The sequence below is a fragment of the Sporosarcina sp. 6E9 genome (assembly GCF_017921835.1).
GTDB lineage: Bacteria > Bacillota > Bacilli > Bacillales_A > Planococcaceae > Sporosarcina.
Window position 1 is genome coordinate 13,735 of record NZ_JAGEMN010000008.1, and the last position, 25,453, is coordinate 39,187.

The following is a 25,453-nucleotide window of genomic DNA, read 5'->3' on the forward strand; positions in this document are numbered from 1 at the left end:
ATGAAGTTTGAAAAGGGAAAGGTTCAAAGCGAACTTTTCCCTTTTTTAAACAATCGCACGAAATTCATAGTTCTTTAGTAAAAGGGCAATTAATATAGATAAGGCATTGATATTTATTTTACCGAATCGTTGAGTATAGGTGAGGAAATTGCTATATTTGACTACACGCTTCACCATAGTCAAGATACATTTTATGCGTTAGCTGATCAAATTTAGTGGAGAGGCTTGTTTCATGAGGGAAGCCTATTTGCAGTTTAAATACCAACTAAATCATCAGCAGGAGCGTATTATGAACAATATCTCTATAAAGCTTTTGTGAAGAAAGGGAAGGTAAATATGAAGAAAGTTACACCGTTTTTAATGTTTCAAGGCGGAATTGCAGAAGAGGCGATGAATTACTACACATCACTCATCGAGGATTCGGAAATTACAAGCATTACTCGATACGGGGCTGAAGGACCTGGTGAAGAAGGTACAGTTGTACAAGCTGTATTCTCGTTAAAGGGACAGGAGTTCATGTGTATCGACAGCCATGTTGACCACGAGTTTACGTTTACCCCGTCTTTTTCAATTTACCTAACGTGTGAGACCGAAGAGGAAATTGACAGCCTATATGAAAAAATGATGCAAAATGGTACAGCTCTCATGCCTTTAAATAACTATGGGTTCAGCAAAAAGTTTGGCTGGCTGAATGACCAGTTCGGCATATCCTGGCAGTTGAACTTACCAGCGTAATCTGGCGTAAATATGAGCGATCTTATTTAAGGGGAGATGTAACATGGCCAAACATAAAATTTATACAATGAGTACCGCAAAGATTTATATCTGTTATGTAAAAAAAGCAGAAAGAAAGGGACGTACAAAAGCAGAAGTCGATGAAATTATCCGTTGGTTTACAGGATATAGCCAGGAAGTGTTAGAAGCGCAATTGGAAAAAGAGATTGAATTTGAGTCCTTCTTTGCGGAAGCTCCACAACTGAATCCTTTGAGGACTTTGATCAAAGGTGTGGTTTGCGGTGTCCGAGTGGAAAATGTCGAAGAACCAACTATGCGGGAAATTCGCTATTTGGATAAGCTGATTGATGAGTTAGCGAAAGGTAAAGCAATGGAGAAGATTTTACGGACAGAATAATTCAAACCGAAGAATACTGAAAGCCTAATTCCTCGCGCTAATGGAGGGATTAGGCTTTTTTGTCTGGGCATGCTTGCGTGCCAAGTATTTAACTTCTAAACGATAACCCTTCTTCCTCCAAAGCAGTCCGAAGTTTGGGTAAGGATGCTGGTCCCATGCCGTGAAATTGCAAGATCTCTTTTTCACTATAAGCTGATAGCTGTTCCAGCGTTTGGATGCCGTTGTGTTCCAATGCGCGCCTAGCCGGTGCTGCTAGCAGTGACAAAAACCCGCTTTCCGGTTTCCGTTCTTGCTCGCAAGTCGGGCAGGTTTGGCAGTCGCTGCTTTTATAATAGGTATGTCCCTTGTCGCAGGCCCGTAGCTCTTTTTTTGATTTCATGATAAGTGGGTCTCCTTGTTTTTATATGTTTTCTGAAGCGTTTAGGAAAACAACTTTTTTTATTGTCTTGTTTGAATTATACAGTGTCGGTTATGTCTTTTACTATAATGACCATACGTGATTTTATTAACTAGGAGCGTGGAAAAATGGAAGATAACGTTTTTGAAGAGATGGCAAAAAGATATGATACAGAGCTAAGAATGGAATTAGCTAACGTTGTCGTTAAGGAAGTAAGACCGGAAATAAGATGTAGTGAGTCAAAATCCTTACTAGATTATGGAAGTGGCACTGGTCTAGTTAGTTTAGAATTATCGGATTTAGTGGATTCTGTTCTGTTGGTTGATTCATCAAAACAAATGTTGGAGGTCGCGGAGGCTAAAATTTCTCAGAGAGGAATTACCAACGCAAAAGTGCTTTATTCAGATTTTACGAGGGAAACAACTGAACTTAAAGCAGACATCGTTTTAATGTCGTTAGTCCTTCTCCATATTCCGGATACTAAAGGGATTTTACAAAGCTTGTTCAATATATTAAATGATGGTGGCAAGTTAATTATAGTTGATTTTGACAAGAACGAAAAAGTTTACCACCCGAAAGTTCATAGCGGTTTTTCGCATGATGAACTGGAAAAAGTACTATCTGAAGTTGGATTTAAATCGATTGGAATTGAAACTTTCTATCATGGAAATCGTATATTTATGAAACAAGATGCTTCGATGTTTATATGCGGTAGTATAAAGTGATTTTAAGTTTAGGGGGGGACTCCATGGGAAATCCATTCAAGATCATGATCATGGGGTATTTACTACCTCTATTATCGGCTGCAATGGTGGTGTTCATACCGGATTATGATTATACGTACGCAATGTGGATAGCTGCGGTCTATGTCATATTGTTGCTGATGCCAATTGTATTGGTAATCCGATTTCCAAGCAATAGGAGGAAGGCATATCTGTTAACGGTTACGTATCAACTATACGCCTTCACCTTCTATATGGCTTTTCCGTTGATAAAAGTGTTTAGTGGAGAAATCGTTTATCAATTGCTGTTGGTCGGCTTCATTTTTGCCGTTTTCTTTTTGGCGCGATTCGATCAGCGAACGGAAGTGCCAGTCGTCTTCCCGGATAATAACAGAAAGGTGAAATGGATTGCCTACGTGTACTACCCAATTCCATTTTTTCTAACTGTTCTCGGTTTTGGAGGAAACCATATAGTAATGGGTAACTATTTTGAAAGATTTGGAGATGCCATCATGATGCCTTACGTTTCAACCATTATCTATCTATTCTCATGCTGGCTAATTTTCCTATTTAGTTCCATGGCATATAAATCCCATGTGAAAGAGGGTTATTTGGAAAAGTAAAAATACTGACAAAAAGGTACCTGTGCAAGAAACTACTCTGACAATACATGAAAGTTGGATAGAGCGTAAGGATAACCCCCGTACATAAGGGTTTGTTAATATCCCTACGTATTTTTATCCAGAGCCGTGAATTGTCATTATTGCGCTTTGCACAGGCACGACTTAATTGTTTCTGTGGAATTTGCCGTCGACTTCGACGGTTTCAAACATATTTATAAATGCATTTTCATCATGTTTTCGGACGATGCTTTTAACGTGTAACGTTTCATACCGAGTCAGAACCATCATCAAGATGTCTTTCTTCTCTTGCGTATAGCCCCCGTAACCTTCTGACATTGTGATTCCTCGGTAGATGGATGCAAGTAGCTCATCGCGTATAGCATGACCTTTAGTTGTGACGATTTGCATTGTCAACTTGACGTGATCTGTGAAGATGGTGTCGATCATTTTACCCGTTATATAAATAGATAGCAGTGTGTAAAGTGCAATTTCCCAGTCAAAGATGAATCCTGAGATAAGAACAATGACGCCGTTCATGCCGGTTAAGAGAAGTCCAATGCTAAAAGAACTCACACGGGAAACCATGATTGCGATAATATCCAAGCCGCCGGAAGTTCCGGAATACTTTAGAATTAGTCCGACCCCAATCCCTCCGATGCCTCCGCCGAAAACGGTCGAAAGCAGCATGTTATCTGTAATTGCGACCTCTGGCAACAAATATAAGAATAACGATAGTGAAGCGACACAAATCAAGGTGTTAATCGTGATGGTTTTTCCAAGTTTGTAATAGCCTAAAATAAGTAGGGGCAAGTTCAGTAAGAAATTCATTGCACCGATGTTAAAGGGGGTAAGTAACCCGATTAAGATGGCGATTCCGCTAAGACCACTGCTTAAAATCCCGAAAGGCACGAGAAAGCAGTTAAAAGCAAATGCCACGATCAACGACCCTACGACAACAACTAAATTCTTCATCATTAGCAAAACCCCTTCTTCGTTAAAAATAAAAAACCCGCCCCTTAAAAGGGACGAGTATGTACTCGCGTTACCACCCAAATACCGCACGTTTTTTTGGGAAAACCAGCGGCGCTCATTACGTACTATTATACGTACTCCAGTATAACGGTGGAAATCCGTCAAAGCCTACCATTCTCGGCTTTGCATCTCGAAGATGATTTTCGGATAAGCGCTGTTCATCGACTTTCACCAAGTGCCGACTCTCTGAAGAACGAGATGCTTTTCGTACTTTTTCTCGTCATAGACTTTTGTATAATTTATCAGAGAAAAATACCTATGTCAATATGTTATGGCACGATATTATTAGCCAATTATAAAGATATCGAAAGACGCAAAAGCCTGATTCCTCTGTCTTTTCAAGGGGAATCAGGCTGGAGTATTATTACACCATGTACAGGTGCCGATATAAGGAATAACAGTTAGTGGTATTGGAACCAGACAAACCATCCTTTCTCCTTACTTTTAGCTAAAAATATTTGGCCTTGAGATAAGTCTGCACCAGGTGCTTTGGGGAAGTCTAGGCGTACCAACCATGACTTTTCGGCAATTTCTTTACCGCAAAAATGTTTTGCCATTTCAAAATAATCTTCATCATCTTTGATACCGACTGTTTCAGGAAAAGGTTTGGCGGTCACTACATGCCATTTGGTATACATATCGGGTAAATTAGGTAACCCAGTTCCATAAGTTTTGGGTATCAATGTATGTAATGCTTTTATTACTTCTTTTCTATCCTTAATTGATGTTTGCGCTAATTCACTTAACACAGGACACTCTTTTGGTTGTGCGTATCCCTCAATTGAATTAAAAAATAAAGTTGAGCCGATAATAATTAATGTAATAAGCTTTTTCATTTGATAATTCCACCTCAAAATTAGCTTTCCCAACCTTCGGAAAAACATGATGTGATGTAAAACTTTTTAAGGCAGCGATACAAGGATAATTCTCATCATCAAGGGAATTCTATCTTTCAAAAGGTGGTGCATTATGAATAAGTTTTTACTTTCCCTGACCATTTTCACCCTTCTTTTACTCAGTTTTGACGGAGCAACTACGGAAGCCGAGACAAAGACTGAGGTAATCCCGCAGAATCAAGTCCCAAGTTTAATGGAAAGGGCATTTCTAAGAAGCCTTGGCGGAACAATCCTTGATATCATGAGTAATCACGGCGATAATCAGTTATTCGAATTTGAAAGAATAGAAAAAATCAGCTCTGGAAACGGTAAATATGACGTTACATTAAGGGTTATCGGGTTCGAAGGAGCGCATGGTCCGCCTTACAAGTTAATTCGTATGACCATTCGTATACCTGGGGATGGGAATGCGGAATATAGTGTTTTGTCTTATTCTCATCGACATATATCCGACAAGGAACTGGAGAAATTAATAAAGTTTGCCACGTATGATTAAGGATCCTAAATTATTAGGTACCTGTGCAAGAAACTATTATGACAATACACTACAATTGAATAATGATAAACAGTGGAGGCGTTTAAACGGTGATTGTTTATTCCTCCACGTATTTTTATCCAAACCCGTGAATTGTTATTATTGCACCATGCACAGGTACCGACACAAATCTCGCGTCGACTTTTTATTTCACTAGCTTTGTTGGCTGGTATTCTTCCGAGACGATGAAATCATCTTCTATCAAAAGATAAGGATGTGTTTCCATTAAAGTTTTTCTGAGGTACTCCGGCATTCTTTCTCCTTCGTAGGCGCAAACTAATGGAAAGGCCAGCTGACATACAGCCTCGTCGACTATTTTCTCAAGATCTTCAATGAGGTGAAGTGGTTCTTTCATGCTGGCCCACTCTACATGTGCCCATGCCCGGAAAGTAATATTACTTTCCAAATAGGGCTGTATTGTTTTACTAAAATATTCAGCGATTGAGGGAGGATGGTAGCTGCCGCTTGACCAATAGAAGTCGAAGCTATTTACATAATGCACAAGCTCCATTTGCTCAGCTGTAAAACGTGTGCTCATTTCTTTATGGATTTTAGGAAAAAGTCGATCATTTTCAATAATAATCACGTAATCTCCTGCTGCAAGGCCGTCTTCGATATAGCTCAAAATCTGTTCAAGATAACTTTCCGGCCCATTATACTTATATAGAAAGTGAAGATGACCATTTTCTTTTTCAAGCAACTGATCCATTTTACTTTTCATTTAATCATCTCTCCTATCTCTATTTTGTTCTATTTCACCATTTCTTCTCAATCCGATTTGTTTGTAAAGTGGTAAAGCCGTTTTTCTCCAGTTTGTTTATCAATTTATCGAGTTCCTCGTCAGTTTTATCGCCTCTGAGTGTGACCACGACGCGCCTGGCCAGTACTGAACCGTTATCCAACGTGAACAATCCTTCGATATGCTCACCGCGTAACGTTTTGGTCAATCTCTCCAGCGTGCTTGACGACTCCGACGATGCAACTGTCATATTGATGCCGCCCGTTTTGAGTCCGAATGCATCTTCTAAGACGCTTTCGACTTGATTGTGCGTAAGAATCCCTGTCAATTTTCCGTCCTTTACAATGCTGATGAACGGCAAAGCTTTAATTTCAAGTAGCGCATTTAAAAACGAGGCATTTTCGTCGAGATGAATATCTTGGTGTTTCACTAAGTGACTGATTGAATCATCTTCATTGCCATTTTTCTCAAGAAGGTGTTCAAGCAAATCCATTTTATAAATCATGCCTCTATATGTATCGTCTGCATCCACAACAGGTACAGATCTGTACCCACTCTCATTGATTTTAGCCAATGCTTCAGCAACCGTTTTATCGCTGTTCACAGTCGCTACAGCAATTCTTTTTAACAATAAATCTCCAATATACATGGTCATTCCTCCTAGAGATATATTTCTGTAATATTTTAATTTTTAGATTATACTAAACCTAAATCTATTATAATAGATTTTTTATTGAAAGTAAAAGGTCTTTAGTATCAGAAGAAAATATAGGATAGCCAAGGTGTACTATAAATCAATGGAGGTTTGTGGAAATGGTTCCAAAAAAGCGTTTAAAGGGGGGCGTATGGGATGGATGAAAAAGACCTTGAAATACTAATCAAATTAAATGAAGAAAGAAATATCACAAAAGTTGCAGAAAGCATGTACATCACCCAGCCGGCATTAAGTTATAGAATTCAACAAATTGAAAAAAACGTTAATGCAACCTTGTTTGTTAGGGGAAGAATGGGGATGCGGCCAACTCCACAGGGGGAGGTTTTCATTGATTATGCCAAAAATATATTAAGTATGATGGAAGAGGCAAGAGAAACAATTCTGCAAATGAATACCGAAATAACAGGAACTATTAAACTAGGGGTTGCTTCGACGTTTGGTCAATATATTATGCCCAACCTGCTACAAGATTTTCTGATAGAGCATCCAAAAGTTAATGCCAATATCATCACAGGGTTAAGTACGGAACTTGCCAAACATTTGGAGAGCGAAGATGTACATATTGCAATAATCAGAGGATATGATCAGTGGGCTGAGCAAAAAATGTTGATTTGTGAAGAGTCGATCTACGTAGTGTCAAAGGATCCTATAGAGTTGAAAGGTTTACCTGATGAGTCAATGATTTACTATAAGATGGATACCTATCTAAAATCACTGGTCGATGAATGGTGGAAAGAAAGATTCAGCGAACAAAGAACTTCTTCAATGACAGTTGATAGTCTTGAGACTAGTAAAGAGATGGTTCGAATTGGATTGGGGTATACAATTTTACCGGGAATATGCTTGAGTGGGGAAAGGGACTTACACTTCCAGCAGCTTATTAATATTGCTGGAGAACCAGTCAAAAGGAAAACTTGGGCACTTTATAAAGAGGAATCATTAAACTTCAAAGCAGTTAAATCGTTCATTGAATTTCTAGATAAATACAAGGAGAAAATTCGTGATTATTAAATAAACTAAATAAAGTTGCTACTTTTTACAGTAGCAACTTTATTTAGTATTGGTCAAAAACAGCTTGTAAATCATCATAGTTCGTATACTTAAGTAAAGCGACCATTAATAGAATCCTTGCCTTTTGAGGAGAAAGATTATCTGCAGTCGGTGCTTCCAGATATTCATACTTCTCAATCGGGACAACCCTTCCGTTTTCGACCCTGCTACTCATAATAACTTGTATGCCTTTATCACGAGCTTGTTTGAGCGCCAGTTCTTCCTCAGGCGAACATCTGCCTGCCCCTGTCCCAGCAACGATAATTCCATCCACAGTTGTTGTATTTATTAAAGAGCTTATAATATTGCCGTTAGCGCCAGCGTAGGAATAGACAATTTCGACGGTCGGTAGTTCTTTTATTTCAAGTTTCGAAAATTTGGATTGGATTGTGTGTGTTCGGGTTGGCGCTCGATAAAACTGAACGGTATTATCAGGATCGATGTAGCCTAAAAATCCAAGTTGGCCTGATTGAAATGTCTCCAAGCGGTATGTATTTGTTTTTGCTACATCTCGAGCGCTACTTATTTGATCATTTAACGCAACAAGCACACCTTTCCCATACGAATCCTTAGAACTTGCCACCTTCACAGCGTTTAAGAGGTTTATGTGTGCGTCCGAACTTAATCCTGATAAAGGTCGTTGGGCTCCCGTCAAAACGATTGGTTTTTCAGTGTCCATTGTAAGGTGTAAAAAATAGGCTGTTTCTTCAAGCGTATTTGTTCCGTGTGTAATCACAATCCCATCGTATCCCTCGTTATTTAAACATTGGTTGATACGCTTCCTTAATTGTAACCAATGACTGGAAGTGATGACTGTGCTACTAAAGTTAGCGAGCTGTTCAATCTCAATAGATGCAATGTCATGGATTTCTGGGATTTCTTTCGTAATATCTTCACAGGAATAGTGTCCAGAAATGTAATTTCTAAAGTCAACTCGATTCGCATGGTGGGCGGATATTGTACCGCCAGTAGCAAGTATTTTTATCTTTTTCATAGTAACCCCCACAAACGAAATTCAACAGTAAGTTAAGCTGTTTTCCCTTTTTTTCTTAAAGATAATAATGCTGGTATTGTTAAAGACAAGACCGTGATGATGAGAAATGCCAATGTGATTGGTCGTTCCAAAAAAATCATGAAACTCCCATTTGAAATTGTTAATGACTTTCGTAACGATTGTTCAATCATTCCACCTAGTATAAAAGCTAATATAAATGGCGCTGCGGGAAACGAAACCAGTCGTAGTAGCAACCCAATAATTCCAAAAGCTAATAATAGGTAAAGGTCAAACGTATTAAAACTAATCCCATAGACGCCAATTAAGCAAAAAACAGTTACTAAAGAGATCAGCATAGGTCTAGGGATATTCAATATTTTAGAAATGTACGGGATTAGCGGTAAATTCAAAATTAGTAAGAATATATTACCGATATACATACTAATGATAATACCCCAAAAAATATTTGGTTGTTCAGTAAAGAGCAATGGTCCAGGTTGGATTCCCATGACCATAAACGCGCCTAGTAAAACCGCTGTGGTTCCCGAACCGGGGATACCTAAGCTAAGTAATGGAACAAATGCCCCGCTTGTTGCGGCGTTGTTTGCAGTTTCCGGAGCAGTCAATCCTTTAATCGAACCTTTTCCGAATTCTTCAGGGTTTTTGGCAATCTTTTTTTCTGTAATGTAAGCAATAAACGATGCGATTGTGGCACCTGCACCGGGCAACACACCAATTAAAAATCCAACAATAGATTGTCTTGATGCAGGACCGCTCATCTCTTTAAGGTCTTCTTTTGAAAGTTTGATACTTCCGATTGTCCGCTGTGGTCCATCATCTTTATTGCGGTCAACAATTAGTTTGAAAACCTCAGCTAACGCATAAATTCCTAAAGCGATTACAAGAAAATCGATTCCACTCAGTAAAGAAGAGCTACCGAATGTAAAGCGTGAAGTTCCAGTTTGTCCATCAATTCCTATCATGGCAACCATAAATCCGAGCGTTCCAGAAATTAGCGCTTTTATCGTCGAACCTTCAGATAAGCTTGCAATTGCCGTCAAGGCGAGTAACATGAGTGCAAAATACTCTGGAGAACCAAACGAAACTGCAACGGTCGCAAGTAAAGGAGCAAATAACATAAGTAGTACTACGCCTACCGTACCCCCAAAGAATGAAGATATTGCCGCTATCGCAAGCGCCTTACCCGCTTTACCTTGCTGTGCCATTGGATAACCATCAAAGGCCGTTGCCACCGTTCCTGCAACACCGGGGGCATTCAGTAAAATCGAGGACGTTGAACCCCCGAAAATTGCGCCATAATAGACGCCCGCCATCATAACAAGTGCCATTGCAGGATCCATTCCATACGATATAGGAATCATGACGCCAATCGCGGTAATTGGTCCTAAGCCTGGAAGCATTCCAATAATCGTACCAAGTAGTACACCCATCAATACAAATGCTATACCTTGGAGGCTGAGGGCAACCTTTGCCCCTTCGAGTATTCCGTCCATCACTCCCATTTTTCATCCTCCTCTAAAAAGGTAAAATCCCTTTTGGTAGTGAAATTTTCAACACAAAGTTAAACAGATAATAAAAGCCAACTGGAACCGCAAGGGCTACGATAATATTTGTCTTATGCTTCTTGTACCCTAAAAGTAGGGTAGTGATAAATATGAAAATTGCTGTCGTAATAAGAAAGCCCAGTATCTCTAGCAAAACAATATAAAATAGAACGATACCACCGAAAACTAGTAACATTTTAGTGTTTTTATCAAGTCCCTTTTTAGGTTTAGTGACTTGCTCCTCACCATCTTCAACTTCTGTTTCTTGATCTTTCGTAAAAAATAGAATGATAGATAAGAAAATCAACAAGTACCCAAGAAAGATTGGAACGGCATCCGCATCAACGGGAACGAGCGTATATTTGGGTAACTTATAACTCATGAATAAAAAAACACTACCTAATCCAATTAAGATTAGGCTGACTTTCTTATTTTGCGAAGCGAGCAATTGATACACATCCTTTTCAAAAAAATTAAGTCAATGCCTAGACATTGACTTAAGATTGGTTGAAACTAATTATCGGCTAATGCCTAGATCGTCGAGAAGTTCTTGACTGGCCTCAACTTGTTCTTTTAAGAACGCTTTATATTCTTCGTGTCCCATGTATAGGTCGCCCCAACCATAATTTGCGCGGATTTCTTTCCATGCGTCTGTTTCTGTCATTGCTTTAAATTGCTGCTCATAATACTTCAAAGCTTCTTCTGGCAAATCAGCTGGTCCAAAAAAACCTCTCCAGTTAATGTAAGTCGTATTAATCCCTTGCTCGATTCCTGTTGGGAAATCAGAAATTGTTTCGCCTTCAAGACGCTCTTCTGATGTTACGGCAAGAACCCTAACATTTCCGGCACGGACTTGTTCAACTACTTCGGAGACGTCAGTTGAGAAAACATCCACACTACCATTTAATAATGCAGTTAATTCGCCACCGTCTTGTTCTGAAACATACTTGAGTTTAGTAATGTCAACACCAGCTTCTTTCGCAAATTTCGCGAATTTTAGGTGGTCCATACTACCAGGTGAAGAAGATCCGATAACAGTAACGCTTGTCGGGTCTTTTTTCATATCATCAAACAAATCATTTAGATTTTCCCATTTCGAGTCTGCTTTTACGGCAAATGCACCGTAATCCGCGATAACGTTCGCAATCGGAGTGAAGTCTGTATAGTCATATTCAGACTGTCCGTTTAATGGTACGTCAATCATTGGAGTAGAGGTTACGAACAGATTGTATGGACTTTCTTTTTTTGTTGCAATATAAGCCCACCCGACTGCTCCTCCGCCACCTGTCTTATTTACAACACCAATGCCTTGATCGATTAAACCCTCTTCTTCTAACACTTTCGCTGCCATACGTGCAGTCGTATCCCATCCACCGCCTGCACCAGATGGAGCAACGATTTCAATATTCTTTGACGGTTTCCAGTCCCCATCCTTATCCCCTGAGCTATTTCCATCAGAAGAATCGTTACAAGCCGCAACAAAAACAGCCAATACTAACACTAAAAATACTAAATAAAACTTCTTCATACTCGACCTCCTAATGTAAGTGCTTTCAAACCAAGTATAGAAACATCAGACAACTTAGTAAAATTGATAAATTCTATGGTTAACCATAGAAACCATTGATGGAAGATTTGGTTGACTTTGGCACATTTGCTAAGGGATTTTTATACCTCATAATCTGACCCCTACGTTATCGACTGGATTGATACTTTCACAGATGCCAGATACGTGCTAAGTTATCAGTATTGAGAAAACAATAACTTTTTGGAAGAGGTTTGACTATGAAAACAACTACAGCCGGCTATTCGAATTTACGCACTTTTGATCTAATTATTACTGCAATGTTAATAGCGCTTGTCTTTGTAGCAACGCTAACGTTAAACATCAGATTGCCAATCGCAGCAAATGGCGGTTTGGTGCATCTTGGAACGGGCATGTTGTTTATCGCGTCGATTTTATTCGGACCTAAAAAAGGCGCACTCGCCGGAGCAATCGGCATGGGATTATTTGACTTAGTATCAGGTTGGACGTTGTGGGCGCCATTCACCATTGTCGCTCGTGGCTTGCAGGGGTATATCGTCGGGAAAATTGCTTGGTCGAATGGACGAAAAGGAAGTAGCATGTCTGTCAACTTGCTAGCTGCCATCCTCTCGATTCCAGTCATGTTAGCGGTTTACTTTCTTTGTGAACGAGTTCTATTTGGTAGTTGGATTATCCCGGTGGCTTCCATTCCAGGTAATTTAGTTCAAAACGTTGTCGGGATCGCCATAGCCCTTCCAGTTTGTGTTTTGTTAAAGAAGGTTTCTGTTTTTAAATAAAATAAGAGAGGCCATTGTTTTGTAGAGATATGTACATTCTTTACCCACATAACGCATAGGATTATTTATTAGTGATGAAGGGATTGAACGAATTGTATTATCACAATCGATATCCTTATTATGTAAATAGGCCAATGTATCATTATGGTTCACAATGTGGTTGTTGGACAAAACAAGCAAACACATGGGGTTCATTTCGCCCCGCCAATGGCGACATTATGTTAAAAGATCATGGTGCAGAACCGTTTGTCGTGAATATCAATCAAGCGGTGAAACAAAACAATACGTTCCGTACTGCTTTATGGACGGGAGAATATTTACAACTGACCTTGATGAGTATCAATGTTGGTGAAGACATCGGTTTGGAGATGCACGATGACGTTGACCAATTTTTGCGTGTTGAACAAGGCCAGGGTATTGTTCAAATGGGAAAAAGTAAAGATAATTTAAGTTTTGTAAGAAACATTCAGGATGATTCTGCAATATTTCTGCCCGCAGGAACTTGGCACAATGTAATGAATACAGGTCATGTTCCACTAAAACTTTACTCGATATATGCGCCGCCAAACCATCCATTTGGAACAGTCCATGCAACGAGGGCAGATGCAATGGCTGCAGAGGAAGGGTACGGCCATTAAATGGCGGATGAGATGAAATGGCTTGGTAAGGGATCCAAGCCATTTTTGACGTGGTTTTTAATCATTACTTAACTTGCAAAGAAACTTCCCTCTTTTTTATATGTCCTAACTAGTCTATAATTGATAGTAGTAGATAAAATTATGTGAAAATAATTGTGATAGATTCTTACAGGGGTATGGGCGGAATATTGGCGTGATGGGGGTGCATAGTCTCCCTCTTTTTGAAAATTAAAAGTATGGAGACGGTGAACATGAATAATACAGAAAACAAAACAGACATTATTTTAATAGGCGCCGGAATCATGAGCGCGACTTTGGGGACGCTTTTAAAAGAATTGGCACCTGACTGGAAGATTACCGTATTTGAAAAACTTGTCAGTGCAGGCGCGGAAAGTTCTAATGAGTGGAATAATGCGGGGACGGGGCATGCTGCATTATGCGAGTTGAACTACACATCCGAAAAGCCAGACGGGACAATGGATATTAGCAAAGCCGTCAAGATTAATGAGCAGTTTCAGCTGTCCATGCAGTTTTGGGCTTATCTCGTAAACAGTGGACTGATTAGTAATCCAGAGGAATTCATCATGCCTTTGCCACATATGAGCATGGTGCAAGGGGAAGACAATGTCACGTTTTTAAAGAAACGGTTTGAAGCATTGACGAAAGATCCTTTATTCCAAGGGATGGAGTTTTCCGATGATCCCAAAAAACTGATGGAATGGATTCCGTTGATCATGCAAGATCGACAGTCGAAAGAACCGATGGCGGCAACGAAAATCGACTCTGGAACTGACGTTAACTTTGGTGCGTTAACGCGCATGTTGTTTGACCACTTAAAAGATCAAAACGTCGAGATGAATTACAAGCATACCGTTGAAGATATTAAGCGTGCTGATGACGGTTCATGGGAATTAAAAGTGCGTAATGGCAGCGGGAAACTTGAACGCCATAAAGCGAAGTTCGTCTTTATCGGCGGCGGTGGGGGTAGTCTGCATTTATTGCAAAAGACAGGCATTCCCGAATCCAAACATATCGGTGGATTCCCGGTTAGCGGGATATTCTTATCATGTACCAATCCGGAAATTACAGCGCAACATCATGCGAAAGTATACGGAAAAGCCAAGGTCGGCGCACCGCCAATGTCGGTTCCGCATCTGGATACAAGATTTATCGAGAATAAAAAAGAGTTGCTATTCGGACCGTTTGCCGGCTTCTCGCCGAAGTTTTTGAAAACCGGTTCCAATATGGATTTAATCACTTCGGTCAAACCGAACAACGTCCTGACAATGTTGGCGGCAGGCGCGAAAGAGATGTCGTTGACAAAGTACTTGATTGAGCAACTGATGTTGTCGAAAGAACAACGTATCGAAGAATTACGCGAGTTTATCCCGAATGCTAAAGCTGAGGATTGGGATTTAGTCGTTGCGGGTCAACGCGTACAAGTTATTAAAGATACGGTTGACGGCAAGGGAACGCTTCAATTTGGTACGGAAGTCGTCAGTGCTGAAGATGGTTCAATCGCAGCCTTACTAGGTGCTTCACCGGGCGCGTCAACAGCCGTTCATGTGATGCTTGAAATATTCAATAAATGCTTCCCTGAACATATGAATGAGTGGGAACCGAAAATTAAAGAAATGATCCCTTCATACGGCAAGTCACTCGGGCAAAACCCGCAGTTGCTAGCAGAGACTCATGCGATGACAGCAAAGGTATTGGGTTTGAAAGAAGAAACGCCAGTTGTTGAAGAAACTAGAGTTGAAGTAACGAATTAATGATAAAAAGCTTAGTCCGTCACAGGTAGAGTGGCGGGCTAAGCTTTTTTATTTGTCTACTGGATCTTTTTCTTCGGATTCCTCAGTAGCTACGATTTCTTCCTCAAATGAAATCGGTGCCTTTTTCTTCTTTCTGATGAATCCCCATAGTGCCGCTAGACCAGCGATTATTAGTACGCCGAACTTTTTGGCGAAAACGAGAATGACGCCTAAAATCCCTATTTTTTTAGCTATAGCTAAGCCGGCACCACCTAGGATTAATGCGTTCAATCCGTATTCTGATACTTTATCGGTGGATTTATCAAAGTCTTCATATTTGTTGCCAGCGGTTACTTCTAACTTTGACATAATTTGTTCATTCAGCATCTTCTTGTCCGCTTCTCTATTGTCGGGATCGGTCACAAGAACGACTGAGATATTTCCTTCTCTTGTGAGTAGAAGGGTATTATAATTTAGGAAAGTTTCTTTGTTTTCGTCTTCTAGTAATAAAGACCATGTGAGTCTATGCGTTTCTTCATCGTAATGTGGTTCGATATCCCAACCGGTTACATAGAAACGTTCACCGGGTTCACGCGTTTTATTGTCCTCTTTTGCGCCATCTTTGTAGCTTTTCAATAAAGCTTTGGCGTCAATTTTTTCCTTTTCAGCGTCTTTAATATGACCGATTTCCTCATAATCGAAGAAAACTGCCCAAGTTTGGGATTCATCCATAGGGTAGATGCTTCCGATTTCAAAACCTGAAACATAATCCCCGTAGTCCTCTGCCATTTGCTGCGTGTTTTTCCCGTCTAGAAAGATGAATTCAGGATCAAGGTCTATTTTTGCCATATCCCCTAAGTCTACCGACGTGCCACCTTCAATCCATTCATAATCATTCTCTGCGTTTACTGTCGTGCCAAATACCATAAATAGTACAGCCATCAATCCAATCCATCGTTTCACGTTACGACTCCCCCAAATGACTCATTTGTATTCAAATAAGGAAAATTATAACATGCCTGCGTTGAGAATTGATAGACTTTTTTAAAATTAAAAAAAGTTTAATCCTGCATTTTTTGTGCGTCAAAAGTCACAACTTGCAAGCAAATCGCATTGAGTGCAAGCAAAATACCGGCTTGTGCAAGCAAACGTGGTCCGTGTGCAAGCAAATCATGTACGAGCACTCAATCAGTCGCTTTTTCTAACAATAAAACTCAAATGCCTTCCGCACTGTCTATCTTCACGATATGAAAAGCCGTTTGGATCTTTAAATGTACAGGTTTGATCTATCTCAATTTGATCAGCAGGTATATCAGCAAGCTCCAATTGTTTTTGTACCGTTAATTGATTGTCGATGTGGTATTTGTAGGTGGCATCATTGAAATACATAAACTCGTCCGCATAGCCAAGGCCTTTGAATTTCAGATAGACATCTTCATCGACTTCGAACTTTTCTTGGCTAAGGGCGGCGCCGATTTGAACATGAAAATCTTTCGGATCGCACTGTTCAACTTGTATTAAATGATTGAAAAGCTTTTTTGTGATTTCTTTCACGGTGCCTTGCCAACCGGAGTGGATGACGCCGATGAGTCCAGTTTTTTCGTTGCGGAAAATGACGGGCACACAATCTGCTGTGAAGCTACATAGGACGATATTGGGTTCGTAAGTGTAAAGTGCATCTGTGTCTTGGATAGCCGTTTCTAGTTGCTCAGAACCCCGTCCTGTGTCTTGTAGGGTTACTTTGTAGAAGTTGTCACTGTGCGTCTGATTCGCGCATACAAAGGAAGCCAGCTCGCATTGTAAAGATGCGGCTAGTTTTTTTCTATTTATGATTATATTGTCAGGGTTTTCACATGCGTGAAGCGCCATATTGTTCATTTCGAGTTCTGTTTCCTCTTTCATTGTCATGCCTGCAATTAAGTTTTCGTTGTTAATATATAGTTTTGTTTTCATGTCATCACCTATTGTTAATATAGCGAAGTATTGTGGTGATGTATAGGCGAAGACAGATAAATTTATATCCTGCATATAGCGGCGGATATCCGTCACATAGCCAGCTATATCCGACGCAAATGGAAGTTTATCCGTCACATAGCGCGATATATCCGCAAAACAGGACTAATCTCACATGAAAATAATCGCTTTCCCACTCACTAAATATCAGAAAATACTTTTATTTTGATGAACACAATGGTAGACTTGTAGTAATCATACAGAGGAAGGACTGAGCGTGGAAGATGGACAACTAATCTTTTGATTCCGAGAAATTTAGGTTTGATTCAACGGAAACAGGATTAGTCTGTCTACTTTTACGAACAGTTCCTTCCTCGACGCGCGAGCTAGAGGTTTTTTAAGGTTCTTTTTTAGACTAATCCTTTCGATTAATTTCGAAGGGATTTTTTTGTCCCTTCGTTTATGGAGGAATGGCTATGCTTATTGGGAAATTGAATGGTGTATCGGTTCGATACGGGGAAAAAGTGATTATTGATGAAGTGACGGCGGAGATTCCGGCAGGTGCACGTATTGCGATTGTCGGGCCGAACGGGGCTGGGAAGACGACGCTTTTGTCAGTGTTGGCCGGGGAAACAGCGCTAACATCCGGGACAATTCACTGGAACGGAAAAGCGCCTTCGGTCACGTATTTTCGGCAGGAACAGGAAGAAGAATCGCAAGTTGACTGGGAACGGGCGGATGCGCATATTTACCGGAAGAAGTGGAATGTGCCCGAAAAGACTGCGTATAATTTTGCAAGCGGTGGAGAACGGATGAAAATGAGACTTTCCGCAGCACTTGCTGAGCGAAGCAACCTGGTTTTACTGGATGAACCGACGAACCATTTAGACAGCAACAGTTTGGACGAATTAATACGGATCATTCAAGCAGGCAAAGAAACGTATCTCATCGTTTCGCATGATCGGCATTTCATCGATAAAGTTGCGGACTATGTATTTGAGATCGAATCCGGGAAGTTAACGGTTTATCAAGGGAATTATACAGATTACCGAACGAAGAAAGATTTTGATCGCGAAGTTCAGCAACATCACTATGAACAGCAGCAACGCATGATTGAAAGAGTCGAGGGTCAGATGGATCAGCTTGGAAGATGGTCAGAAAAAGCGCATACGGCTTCAACGAAAAAAGGTGGAGCGAAAGAATACTGGCGCATGAAAGCGAAAAAGAAGGATGTGCAGATTCGTTCGAAGCGGAAGCGGCTTGAAGCTGAGCTGGATAAGGAACGCATTGATAAGCCAGAGGACGAATATGGCGTGTCGTTTGATATGAAAGGGCGGACGAAAAAAGGTAGACGCGTTCTTGAATTGAAAGGTGTTCAAAAATCATACGCTGGAAATGCATTGTTTAGCAATGTCTCATTTACAGTGCAGGCGGGTGAGCGAATTGCGCTTGTCGGTCCGAATGGTGCAGGAAAATCCACGTTGTTTCGGATGATTCTTGGAGAAGAAAATTACGAAGGCGATCTTTGGAAAACAGATGGCATGACGATTGGCTATTTAAGTCAGACGGTGTTGGATTTACCGTGGGATGAGACGATGGCGGATTATTTTCACGCAGAAACCTATGAGGAACAGGGTTTAATTCGCATAAATTTAACGAATCTCGGGTTTTCAGAAAGTCAGTGGAATCTACCATTGTCAGCGTTAAGTATGGGTGAGCGTGTGAAGGTGAAATTGATGCAGTTCATCCTCGAGGGGACGGATGTGTTGGTATTAGACGAGCCGACGAATCATCTGGATTTGGCTTCGCGGGAGGAGCTCGAGCGGACGTTGGACACATTTCCGGGTACGCTATTATTTGCATCGCATGACCGTTATTTTGTAGAGCGCATGGCGAATGGGTTGCTTGTTTTTGAAGAGGGAACAATCCGGAAGTTGCCAATGACATATGCGGAGTGGAAAGAGCGGGGGGCTACTCCGAAACCGAAGTCGACGGTGGAAGAAAGACTTCGACTAGAAACGGAGTTACAAGCGGTTTTGGGCCAGCTTAGTTTGTTGAAGCCTGGGGATAAGGAGTATGCGGAACTTGATGAAGCGTTTTTGGATTTGAGTAAGCGGTTGAAAAGGTTGTTGTAAATAGAAATAGGCTAGTTTTAATATGTGAAACCAAGCCTAATAATTAATCGACACATTTTTTATGAAACTCTTATGTTATATCTTTATCAAGGAGTGATTTAATGAGAAAAATATATACGATTATCTTATTACTATTTCTACTTTCAGCTTGTGGTGAATATTCTCCTTCAAAGCATGATGTAGTCAATTCCCATGGAGAAATAGAAAATCTTGGATTGCTTGAAAAGTTTATAGAAGATGTTTCATTGAAAAAGGACAGTGAGATTCGAGTAGTAAATTACACCGAGGAAGGCGATCCAATTATCCATGACTTAAACTATTCCAACGATAAATTAACTACGAAAATCGATACAAGGGAAGATGAATATGGGGAACAATTAGTAATGGAAGATGTGTGTGAAAGCATAAAAAAAATCGGCAAAAATAATCAAGCGATTTACCAGTTAGAGGGATGTAAAGGCGAAGAAGAAGTAAAATATGTACTTGTAATTGATAATGATTAGTGGTCAAACTCATTTAAATGTATTGTAAAATATTATACACATGTGGATCAGTGAAATAGGGATTATAAACAGTTTGTTGAATATAGTTAAGGTGGATATTTAATGAGCTTAACTAAAGGAGAAAAAAATACGATGTTTTTCAGCAAAAATAAGCTAGTAAAAGACAACTTAAAAGGTAGCGCAAAACTAATGTTTCAAGATGTTTCGAAAGATGCGTGGGATCAAGAGAATTTGACGAAAGAAAATCTGGATTTTACCGTTGATAGCATTCGATATATTGATTTGTATGCAAAAAAACTAATGACTACAGACGCCGAACTGTTGGATAAGCATTTCGATAATTTTGTGAGTCGAATCGGTGCCTATATCGGGGAAGTTATTAAAAGAAATTTAGAACAAGGCTATCACTGGTTTGAATTCGACTCTGTTGATAATTATTCCTCCAAACTCCAAGGGGTTTCCAGAAAAAAAAAGGGGTGGACGCTTCTTTATTCCAAAAATCGGGATCAAGTCATCATGCCTTTATCAGTGGTTGCGGAGTTTTTTGAAGGGGACTCAACCTATCCTGATTTTCTCAGTTATGTAGAAAAAATGATTCATGCACACTAGTTAACAGAATGGGGGATTAAAGCTATGCCTTTAGAAATTGTGCGTAATGATCTTACAAAGATGAATGTAGATGTTATCGTAAACGCTGCAAATAGCGCGCTTCAAATAGGTGGCGGTGTTTGTGGGGCTATTTTTAATGCGGCAGGTGCGACTGACTTGCAGGTGGCATGTGATGAAATTGGCGGGTGTCCGGTAGGGGAGGCAGTCATTACTGATGGTTTCGGCTTGCCTGCAAAGAAAATTATCCATACAGTCGGACCAATTTGGAAAGGCGGCAATGCGAATGAAGAAACGCTGCTTAGAAATTGTTATAAAAACTCTTTAGCGCTTGCTGTTTCTGAAGGATATGAGTCTATTGCGTTTCCACTCATTTCATCTGGAATTTACGGCTATCCAAGGGAACAAGCCTTCCAAGTCGCGATGTCGACGATAAGCGAATTCTTACTGACGCACGACATCTATGTCTATCTCGTTGTCTTCGATCAGAAGGCGTTCGGCATCAGCCAGCAGTTATTTACATCGATTAAGGCGTATATTAATGAGCATTATGTGGATGAACAAGAAATCACTTATTCTCGCGATCGCAGGCAGTTGGACGAGGAAGTTATGCGGGAAGTTGAATCATATTCAATCGAAATGCCTGTCAGTAAAAGAAATCTAGAAGACGTTTTGGCGCAAATGGATGAATCTTTTTCCGAAAGCCTGCTGCGTTTAATTGATGACAAAGGCATGACGGACGTAGCTACATATCGAAAAGCGAATATCGATCGACGTCTATTTTCCAAAATCCGCAATGCTGTTGATTACACACCGAAGAAAAAAACGGTCATTGCATTCGCAATCGCGTTGGAATTAAATCTTGATGAAACGATCGATTTATTAGCAAAGGCTGGGTACACGTTGTCGCAGAGTTATAAATTCGATGTGATTATTGGCTATTTCATAGAAGAGGAAGTCTATAATATCCACGAAATTAATGAAGTGTTATTTAGTTTTGATCAAGTGTTGTTGGGGGCGTAAATGTCGCTTTTGAAGCGACCTATTCGATTCGGTAACTTGTTATTCTAAGTTTGTAGCGTTAATAAACGAGGAGGAATGACAATTATGAATGCGAATGGAACGGAATTAGTGTTTATTTTGGATAGAAGTGGTTCAATGGCGGGGCTTGAGGCGGATACGATTGGCGGCTATAACGCGATGCTCGCAAAACAAAAGAATGAGGAAGGCGAAGCGACGGTCACCACGGTGTTATTCAACCATGATATCGACTTGCTGCATGACCGTATCAAGATTAAAGGAATTGCGCCGATAACGGAACGGGAATATGAAGTAGGTGGCACGACTGCGTTGCTGGATGCCATTGGGTCGACGATTCATAAGATCGGCAATGTGCAAAAGAGAACGAGCACAGAAGAACGCGCTGGAAAAGTTCTTTTCGTCATCACGACGGATGGGATGGAAAATGCCAGCCGTGAATATGATTATGCGAAGATAAAAGCGATGATTGAGCACCAAAAAACGACGTATGACTGGGAGTTTATCTTCCTCGGGGCGAATATTGACGCAGTGGCTACCGCTTCGAAATTCGGCATTCAAGAGGATTACGCCGTAAACTATCATGCAGACAGTGAAGGGACTCAGGTTAACTTTCAGGCACTCAATGAGGCTGTGACATCTTTTCGAAAAGGTCAAAAGATCGATCGGGTTTGGAAGGAAAACATTGAAAAGGATTTTGAAAGTCGCAAATGAGCGCTGAATGTGAAACAGTATCCGTGAAAATGGGTACTGTTTTTTTAACTTCAATCAGCTATCATTATTATTTAATTTGAATCAAAGTGTTGACAGATGTATTCGATCCGTGTTATATTTTATATTGAATTCAAGATATCTCAATTCAAGGTATCCTGAAGACGCGCTAAGATTAGAATTAGCCATCTCATTTTTTTAAATAGATATCTCGAATTCGAGACAAGGTGATGGATTGCAGATGCACGAGGTAGAGGAGTTGGAAAAAATGGGTTTACTAGATAAATTATTTGGTACAAAAAAAGAGGAGGAAATTACAATGACAAAATCAAACATAGGGATTATTTTAGGATCAACACGTGAAGGACGCGTAAGTCCACAAGTAGGGGCATGGGTTAAAGAATTAGCAGATCAACGCGGGGATGCAAATTACACAATTATTGATATCGCGGATTATAAATTACCACTACTAGGCGAAGCAGGCGGCGACGCATCAGGTGCAGCAGCTTGGTCAGAAATCATTGCACAACAAGACGGATTTGTATTCATTGTTCAGGAATACAATCACTCGATCACAGGGGCACTTAAAAATGCGTTAGATTACTTACGTGTAGAGTGGAACGACAAAGCAGCAGGGATTGTATCGTACGGTTCAGTAGGCGGAGCTCGTGCAGCGGAACATTTACGTGGCATTTTGAGTGAATTATCAGTAGCACATGTCCGCGTACACCCAGCTTTATCATTATTTACAGACTTCGAAAATGGAACGGACTTCAAACCAGCTGACGTACAAGCGAATTCAGTGAATCAAATGTTAGACCAAGTAATCCCTTGGACAACAGCATTAAAAACAGTTCGTAAATAATTTTATAACTTCATGATGTATTTATCTAAAATTGGAGCAAAGTTAATTCAATAGGGCCAACTGAGTATATTTGATTGGCCCTATTATAAATTGAAGAAATAACCATCCCTACCTGTCATAGGGGGACGGTTATTTTTTTATTAGGAAAAAGATATTAGAAATCTATCTAAATTATTCGTCATCTTTGTCCCTATTCTTCTGTAGGCCACAGTAGTTAATATAGGCGCTTTTAGGAGATTCGTAACGTCTATGTCTCATTTTTTCGTAGAAGAGGCTTAGAATGGACGCTGAAAGGCTGGTTTTGAGACTTATCAATAAAAAAAACGTCATTTTCATTAAAAATCATTCTTTTTTTATCGTGAAATCCTAAAACCTAAATGTTAATTATAATGAAAGTTGAGAAAGGTCCATACAATATTGTGTGAGGCTTTTTTGTTTGCAAAAAAATAGGGGGGGGAGAGGGGAACCATATTGTTCGCTGGAGCTCCTTTTTTCGATGTTTACAAAATTAGTTACAAGTATACAAAAGCGTATACAATTGTAAACAATATAGTGTACAAGTATACAAAGCTGTACACATGTTGTAATGGCGCTAGTGTACGAAACTGTAAACATGTTTACGTTATTGTGTACAAGTTTACAATTATGTGGAAGGTGTTTGGTGGTCATTGACCTTCTATTAGAAGTTCGATAAAATTTATATAGTAATCTATGTAAAGAGAGAGGATGTTTTATTTTGACAAATTCGCGCATTGCAGCAATTGACGTAGGAAATGATTCATTGAAAGCTATTTTCGGAAAATTAGACGCAGAACTAAATATCCCGAATGTAATTGCACAGGATATCGAAGACCGTCCAGTTATCGGAATTGAAGAATTAGATAAACAAGAATCGATTGACGGAATTCATATTCGTCTGCACTCCCCTGCCCTTCAAGACAACAATTCGATTTACCGTGTTGGGAACTTAGCTGCGAAAAGCGGTAATTCTACAGAGCTTGATCCAGGAAGCAACAAATCTGAAGAAGATCAAACGCTTGTCATGTTATTTGCGGCACTCGCATTGGATGCGGCCCGAGAAGAGAATAAAGAAGTTTTCAAACGCAAAAATAATGTAATTGAAGCTACTTATACTTTAGGGACAGGTCTTCCACTGAGAGAAGTAAAGGAAGGGAAAGACGTTGGGTATCGTTCTCAATTACTTGGATCTGTTCACCAAGTAGAGTTTTTAGTAACACCTAAATATCAAGGCATTAAAGTGAATATCAAATTTGATGAAGTGAAAGTTTATCCGGAAGGCTTTGCGGCGTTTATCAACCTTGTAATGGACAATGATTTGAATGTCATCAATAAAGAATTGATCGACAAACAAATTTTGATACAAGATATCGGTGGTCTTTCAACAGACGTGGCAGTGATTAAAAACCGTAAAGTCGATGATGATAAGGCACAAGGCTTCAACTTGGGTGTGTCAGCTTCGCTTGATGCAATTCGTGAAGAAATCTATGCTAGACATGAAGTTGAGTTGGATAGCCGGATGGATGTCGTGGATATTATCACGCGTAAAAATGACCGCAACCATATCATGGTAAGAGGTAGCCGGACAAACGTACATGATATCGTAGACCGGATTCTATTGGATTTAGCGAAAAAGCAATATCGTCATTTACGAAATACATGGGCAAGAAATTCCCAGTCTGAAATTTGTTATTTCATCGGCGGAGGGTCAATCGTTCTAAAAGATTACCTAAAAACTTTGAACAATAGCTTAGACGGCTATAACATCGATTTCTTTGAAGATGAAAAAGAAAGTGTTTGGATGATGGCAAATGCTTATTATAAACTGATTACAGATTTCGCCAAAAAGAATATGGCACAACCGGAACCGAAAGCTGAAGAAAAAGTAGCAGCTAAAACTAAATAGGGTGATTGTGCGTGAGTGAAAAAGGATTAAAAAGGGGTCAACCCATTACATTTCGTATCCCATCCGATGCATCTGATCACACATTACGAGAATTACAGAAGCTGAAAGATGTCGAAAGAAGAAACTTCTCCAGTAAAATTGCAGAGTTTGTGATTGATGGTGTGAATGATTCTCTATTAAAACACCGAGAAGCCATTGTCGTTCCGCTCCCAAAAGGTTTATCAAAAGCGCAACGTGATTGGTTAAAACACGAACATTCCGAAGCGCTTCTTGGGAGCATTGTTTATCAGCTATTGTCAGACCCGAATCGTACAGCGGCACTGTTTGCATCGATTAACAGTAACGCGTTAGAAGTGGATGAGGCCCTGTACCTTCAAGAAGAAACAGCGGCTACCGTCGAACCAGAAACGAGAGATTTCCGTGAGATGGATGATGATTTGGATAACTTTGACTGGACTAAGGTTACAAAGAGCGAACCGACACCAGTTGAAGAAGAAATCGATCCGCTTGGCGATTTTCTAGCACAGATGAATAAATGAATTACCCAACACAAAAAAACTCAGCTAGCAAAATTGGCTGAGTTTTTTGTTTGTTTATTGGTATAATC

The 25,453-nt window shown here is 40.0% G+C and carries 29 protein-coding genes and 1 other annotated feature; of the genes, 17 read left to right on the forward strand and 12 right to left on the reverse strand.

Translation table 11 applies throughout. The features are described 5' to 3' along the window. Positions 1-336 precede the first annotated feature (336 nt). On the forward strand, positions 337-735 hold the full coding sequence (locus J4G36_RS17475; RefSeq protein WP_210471704.1) for a VOC family protein: 399 nt from the start codon (positions 337-339) through the stop codon (positions 733-735). A gap of 43 nt (positions 736-778) precedes the next feature. Next, positions 779-1,132 (forward strand): DUF2200 domain-containing protein, encoded by a 354-nt coding sequence (locus J4G36_RS17480; protein WP_210471705.1) that lies wholly within the window; start codon positions 779-781, stop codon positions 1,130-1,132. A gap of 88 nt (positions 1,133-1,220) precedes the next feature. Here J4G36_RS17480 and J4G36_RS17485 read toward each other — a convergent pair whose 3' ends face one another. Beyond that, a complete protein-coding gene (locus J4G36_RS17485) occupies positions 1,221-1,511 on the reverse strand; it encodes an RNA polymerase alpha subunit C-terminal domain-containing protein (RefSeq protein ID WP_210471706.1) in 291 nt (96 codons plus the stop codon). Positions 1,512-1,657: 146 nt separating this feature from the next. Here J4G36_RS17485 and J4G36_RS17490 point away from each other — a divergent pair, with 146 nt between their 5' ends. After that, positions 1,658-2,254, forward strand: coding sequence for a class I SAM-dependent methyltransferase (locus tag J4G36_RS17490; RefSeq protein WP_210471707.1), 597 nt, complete (start codon positions 1,658-1,660; stop codon positions 2,252-2,254). Between the two features lie 23 nt (positions 2,255-2,277). Beyond that, positions 2,278-2,874, forward strand: a complete 597-nt coding sequence (locus tag J4G36_RS17495) for a hypothetical protein (protein ID WP_210471708.1) — start codon at positions 2,278-2,280, stop codon at positions 2,872-2,874. Between the two features lie 162 nt (positions 2,875-3,036). On the opposite strand, the gene J4G36_RS17500 is transcribed toward J4G36_RS17495, so the two are convergent. Then, on the reverse strand, positions 3,037-3,849 hold the full coding sequence (locus J4G36_RS17500) for a YitT family protein (RefSeq protein ID WP_368668804.1): 813 nt from the start codon (positions 3,847-3,849) through the stop codon (positions 3,037-3,039). Positions 3,850-3,892: 43 nt separating this feature from the next. Continuing rightward, positions 3,893-4,139, reverse strand: a binding site (T-box leader). 168 nt (positions 4,140-4,307) lie between these two features. After that, positions 4,308-4,742 (reverse strand): hypothetical protein, encoded by a 435-nt coding sequence (locus tag J4G36_RS17505; protein ID WP_210471709.1) that lies wholly within the window; start codon positions 4,740-4,742, stop codon positions 4,308-4,310. Positions 4,743-4,875: 133 nt separating this feature from the next. On the opposite strand from J4G36_RS17505, the gene J4G36_RS17510 reads away from it, so the two are divergent. Continuing rightward, the gene (locus J4G36_RS17510) at positions 4,876-5,298 is read left to right on the forward strand and encodes a DUF3888 domain-containing protein (protein WP_210471710.1); all 423 of its coding nucleotides are present in this window, start codon (positions 4,876-4,878) and stop codon (positions 5,296-5,298) included. A 184-nt stretch (positions 5,299-5,482) separates the two neighbouring features. Here J4G36_RS17510 and J4G36_RS17515 read toward each other — a convergent pair whose 3' ends face one another. Together J4G36_RS17515 and J4G36_RS17520 are read right to left on the reverse strand one after the other, a co-directional pair. Then, entirely contained in the window at positions 5,483-6,058 is a 576-nt protein-coding gene (locus tag J4G36_RS17515) for an MEDS domain-containing protein (RefSeq protein ID WP_210471711.1), read from the reverse strand. A gap of 34 nt (positions 6,059-6,092) precedes the next feature. Continuing rightward, positions 6,093-6,725, reverse strand: a complete 633-nt coding sequence (locus J4G36_RS17520) for a CBS domain-containing protein (protein WP_210471712.1) — start codon at positions 6,723-6,725, stop codon at positions 6,093-6,095. 201 nt (positions 6,726-6,926) lie between these two features. Between J4G36_RS17520 and J4G36_RS17525 the strand changes: the two genes are divergently transcribed. Next, complete coding sequence (locus J4G36_RS17525; RefSeq protein WP_210471713.1) at positions 6,927-7,802, forward strand: LysR family transcriptional regulator; 876 nt, start codon at positions 6,927-6,929, stop codon at positions 7,800-7,802. Between the two features lie 43 nt (positions 7,803-7,845). Here the strand turns inward: J4G36_RS17525 and J4G36_RS17530 are convergent, their stop codons facing one another. The 4 genes from J4G36_RS17530 to J4G36_RS17545 form a co-directional block, all read right to left on the reverse strand. Continuing rightward, the gene (locus tag J4G36_RS17530; protein WP_210471714.1) at positions 7,846-8,835 is read right to left on the reverse strand and encodes an asparaginase; all 990 of its coding nucleotides are present in this window, start codon (positions 8,833-8,835) and stop codon (positions 7,846-7,848) included. Positions 8,836-8,867: 32 nt separating this feature from the next. Continuing rightward, complete coding sequence (locus tag J4G36_RS17535; RefSeq protein ID WP_210471715.1) at positions 8,868-10,358, reverse strand: tripartite tricarboxylate transporter permease; 1,491 nt, start codon at positions 10,356-10,358, stop codon at positions 8,868-8,870. A 13-nt stretch (positions 10,359-10,371) separates the two neighbouring features. Next, on the reverse strand, positions 10,372-10,848 hold the full coding sequence (locus tag J4G36_RS17540) for a tripartite tricarboxylate transporter TctB family protein (RefSeq protein ID WP_210471716.1): 477 nt from the start codon (positions 10,846-10,848) through the stop codon (positions 10,372-10,374). Positions 10,849-10,917: 69 nt separating this feature from the next. Beyond that, positions 10,918-11,928: a tripartite tricarboxylate transporter substrate binding protein gene (locus J4G36_RS17545; RefSeq protein WP_210471717.1), complete on the reverse strand. Its 1,011-nt coding sequence runs from the start codon at positions 11,926-11,928 to the stop codon at positions 10,918-10,920. A gap of 257 nt (positions 11,929-12,185) precedes the next feature. Here J4G36_RS17545 and J4G36_RS17550 point away from each other — a divergent pair, with 257 nt between their 5' ends. From J4G36_RS17550 to J4G36_RS17560, 3 genes are all read left to right on the forward strand, one after another. Then, positions 12,186-12,722 (forward strand): ECF transporter S component, encoded by a 537-nt coding sequence (locus tag J4G36_RS17550; protein ID WP_210471718.1) that lies wholly within the window; start codon positions 12,186-12,188, stop codon positions 12,720-12,722. Between the two features lie 74 nt (positions 12,723-12,796). Then, a complete protein-coding gene (locus J4G36_RS17555) occupies positions 12,797-13,360 on the forward strand; it encodes a cupin domain-containing protein (RefSeq protein WP_210471751.1) in 564 nt (187 codons plus the stop codon). Positions 13,361-13,587: 227 nt separating this feature from the next. Further along, positions 13,588-15,132 (forward strand): malate:quinone oxidoreductase, encoded by a 1,545-nt coding sequence (locus tag J4G36_RS17560; RefSeq protein WP_368668807.1) that lies wholly within the window; start codon positions 13,588-13,590, stop codon positions 15,130-15,132. Between the two features lie 48 nt (positions 15,133-15,180). Here J4G36_RS17560 and J4G36_RS17565 read toward each other — a convergent pair whose 3' ends face one another. The 3 genes from J4G36_RS17565 to pgeF all read right to left on the reverse strand — a co-directional run bounded on the left by J4G36_RS17565 (position 15,181) and on the right by pgeF (position 17,064). Next, positions 15,181-16,074, reverse strand: a complete 894-nt coding sequence (locus J4G36_RS17565) for a DUF2167 domain-containing protein (RefSeq protein ID WP_210471719.1) — start codon at positions 16,072-16,074, stop codon at positions 15,181-15,183. Between the two features lie 98 nt (positions 16,075-16,172). Continuing rightward, entirely contained in the window at positions 16,173-16,295 is a 123-nt protein-coding gene (locus tag J4G36_RS18725; RefSeq protein WP_256439621.1) for a hypothetical protein, read from the reverse strand. A 4-nt stretch (positions 16,296-16,299) separates the two neighbouring features. Further along, positions 16,300-17,064 carry a peptidoglycan editing factor PgeF gene (pgeF, locus tag J4G36_RS17570; RefSeq protein ID WP_210471753.1) on the reverse strand — a complete coding sequence of 255 codons (765 nt, stop codon included), beginning with the start codon at positions 17,062-17,064 and terminating at the stop codon, positions 16,300-16,302. Between the two features lie 476 nt (positions 17,065-17,540). Between pgeF and abc-f the strand changes: the two genes are divergently transcribed. From abc-f to J4G36_RS17610, 8 genes are all read left to right on the forward strand, one after another. Further along, on the forward strand, positions 17,541-19,199 hold the full coding sequence (abc-f, locus tag J4G36_RS17575; RefSeq protein WP_210471720.1) for a ribosomal protection-like ABC-F family protein: 1,659 nt from the start codon (positions 17,541-17,543) through the stop codon (positions 19,197-19,199). Positions 19,200-19,300: 101 nt separating this feature from the next. Further along, a complete protein-coding gene (locus tag J4G36_RS17580; RefSeq protein WP_210471721.1) occupies positions 19,301-19,702 on the forward strand; it encodes a DUF4362 domain-containing protein in 402 nt (133 codons plus the stop codon). Between the two features lie 102 nt (positions 19,703-19,804). Next, positions 19,805-20,311 (forward strand): hypothetical protein, encoded by a 507-nt coding sequence (locus J4G36_RS17585; RefSeq protein WP_246880705.1) that lies wholly within the window; start codon positions 19,805-19,807, stop codon positions 20,309-20,311. Positions 20,312-20,335: 24 nt separating this feature from the next. Further along, complete coding sequence (locus tag J4G36_RS17590; RefSeq protein WP_210471722.1) at positions 20,336-21,331, forward strand: macro domain-containing protein; 996 nt, start codon at positions 20,336-20,338, stop codon at positions 21,329-21,331. An 84-nt stretch (positions 21,332-21,415) separates the two neighbouring features. After that, the gene (locus J4G36_RS17595) at positions 21,416-22,060 is read left to right on the forward strand and encodes a vWA domain-containing protein (RefSeq protein WP_210471723.1); all 645 of its coding nucleotides are present in this window, start codon (positions 21,416-21,418) and stop codon (positions 22,058-22,060) included. A gap of 265 nt (positions 22,061-22,325) precedes the next feature. Further along, the gene (locus J4G36_RS17600) at positions 22,326-22,922 is read left to right on the forward strand and encodes an NADPH-dependent FMN reductase (protein WP_210471724.1); all 597 of its coding nucleotides are present in this window, start codon (positions 22,326-22,328) and stop codon (positions 22,920-22,922) included. A 736-nt stretch (positions 22,923-23,658) separates the two neighbouring features. Then, positions 23,659-24,846, forward strand: a complete 1,188-nt coding sequence (locus J4G36_RS17605; protein ID WP_210471725.1) for a ParM/StbA family protein — start codon at positions 23,659-23,661, stop codon at positions 24,844-24,846. Between the two features lie 11 nt (positions 24,847-24,857). Then, complete coding sequence (locus tag J4G36_RS17610; RefSeq protein ID WP_210471726.1) at positions 24,858-25,385, forward strand: hypothetical protein; 528 nt, start codon at positions 24,858-24,860, stop codon at positions 25,383-25,385. Positions 25,386-25,453 lie beyond the last annotated feature (68 nt).

Bases quoted from the DNA above. Each gene is read 5' to 3' on its own strand.
- J4G36_RS17480 (WP_210471705.1), top strand. From the start codon at position 779: ATGGCCAAACATAAAATTTATACAATGAGTACCGCAAAGATTTATATC.
- pgeF (WP_210471753.1), bottom strand. From the start codon at position 17,064: ATGAAAACAAAACTATATATTAACAACGAAAACTTAATTGCAGGCATG.
- abc-f (WP_210471720.1), top strand. From the start codon at position 17,541: ATGCTTATTGGGAAATTGAATGGTGTATCGGTTCGATACGGGGAAAAA.
- J4G36_RS17595 (WP_210471723.1), top strand. From the start codon at position 21,416: ATGAATGCGAATGGAACGGAATTAGTGTTTATTTTGGATAGAAGTGGT.
- J4G36_RS17495 (WP_210471708.1), top strand. From the start codon at position 2,278: ATGGGAAATCCATTCAAGATCATGATCATGGGGTATTTACTACCTCTA.
- J4G36_RS17580 (WP_210471721.1), top strand. From the start codon at position 19,301: ATGAGAAAAATATATACGATTATCTTATTACTATTTCTACTTTCAGCT.
- J4G36_RS17475 (WP_210471704.1), top strand. From the start codon at position 337: ATGAAGAAAGTTACACCGTTTTTAATGTTTCAAGGCGGAATTGCAGAA.
- J4G36_RS17590 (WP_210471722.1), top strand. From the start codon at position 20,336: ATGCCTTTAGAAATTGTGCGTAATGATCTTACAAAGATGAATGTAGAT.
- J4G36_RS17530 (WP_210471714.1), bottom strand. From the start codon at position 8,835: ATGAAAAAGATAAAAATACTTGCTACTGGCGGTACAATATCCGCCCAC.
- J4G36_RS17535 (WP_210471715.1), bottom strand. From the start codon at position 10,358: ATGGGAGTGATGGACGGAATACTCGAAGGGGCAAAGGTTGCCCTCAGC.
- J4G36_RS17485 (WP_210471706.1), bottom strand. From the start codon at position 1,511: ATGAAATCAAAAAAAGAGCTACGGGCCTGCGACAAGGGACATACCTAT.
- J4G36_RS17545 (WP_210471717.1), bottom strand. From the start codon at position 11,928: ATGAAGAAGTTTTATTTAGTATTTTTAGTGTTAGTATTGGCTGTTTTT.
- J4G36_RS17500 (WP_368668804.1), bottom strand. From the start codon at position 3,849: ATGATGAAGAATTTAGTTGTTGTCGTAGGGTCGTTGATCGTGGCATTT.
- J4G36_RS17520 (WP_210471712.1), bottom strand. From the start codon at position 6,725: ATGTATATTGGAGATTTATTGTTAAAAAGAATTGCTGTAGCGACTGTG.
- J4G36_RS17555 (WP_210471751.1), top strand. From the start codon at position 12,797: ATGAAGGGATTGAACGAATTGTATTATCACAATCGATATCCTTATTAT.
- J4G36_RS17585 (WP_246880705.1), top strand. From the start codon at position 19,805: ATGAGCTTAACTAAAGGAGAAAAAAATACGATGTTTTTCAGCAAAAAT.
- J4G36_RS17505 (WP_210471709.1), bottom strand. From the start codon at position 4,742: ATGAAAAAGCTTATTACATTAATTATTATCGGCTCAACTTTATTTTTT.
- J4G36_RS17515 (WP_210471711.1), bottom strand. From the start codon at position 6,058: ATGAAAAGTAAAATGGATCAGTTGCTTGAAAAAGAAAATGGTCATCTT.
- J4G36_RS17525 (WP_210471713.1), top strand. From the start codon at position 6,927: ATGGATGAAAAAGACCTTGAAATACTAATCAAATTAAATGAAGAAAGA.
- J4G36_RS17600 (WP_210471724.1), top strand. From the start codon at position 22,326: ATGGGTTTACTAGATAAATTATTTGGTACAAAAAAAGAGGAGGAAATT.
- J4G36_RS17550 (WP_210471718.1), top strand. From the start codon at position 12,186: ATGAAAACAACTACAGCCGGCTATTCGAATTTACGCACTTTTGATCTA.
- J4G36_RS17510 (WP_210471710.1), top strand. From the start codon at position 4,876: ATGAATAAGTTTTTACTTTCCCTGACCATTTTCACCCTTCTTTTACTC.
- J4G36_RS17490 (WP_210471707.1), top strand. From the start codon at position 1,658: ATGGAAGATAACGTTTTTGAAGAGATGGCAAAAAGATATGATACAGAG.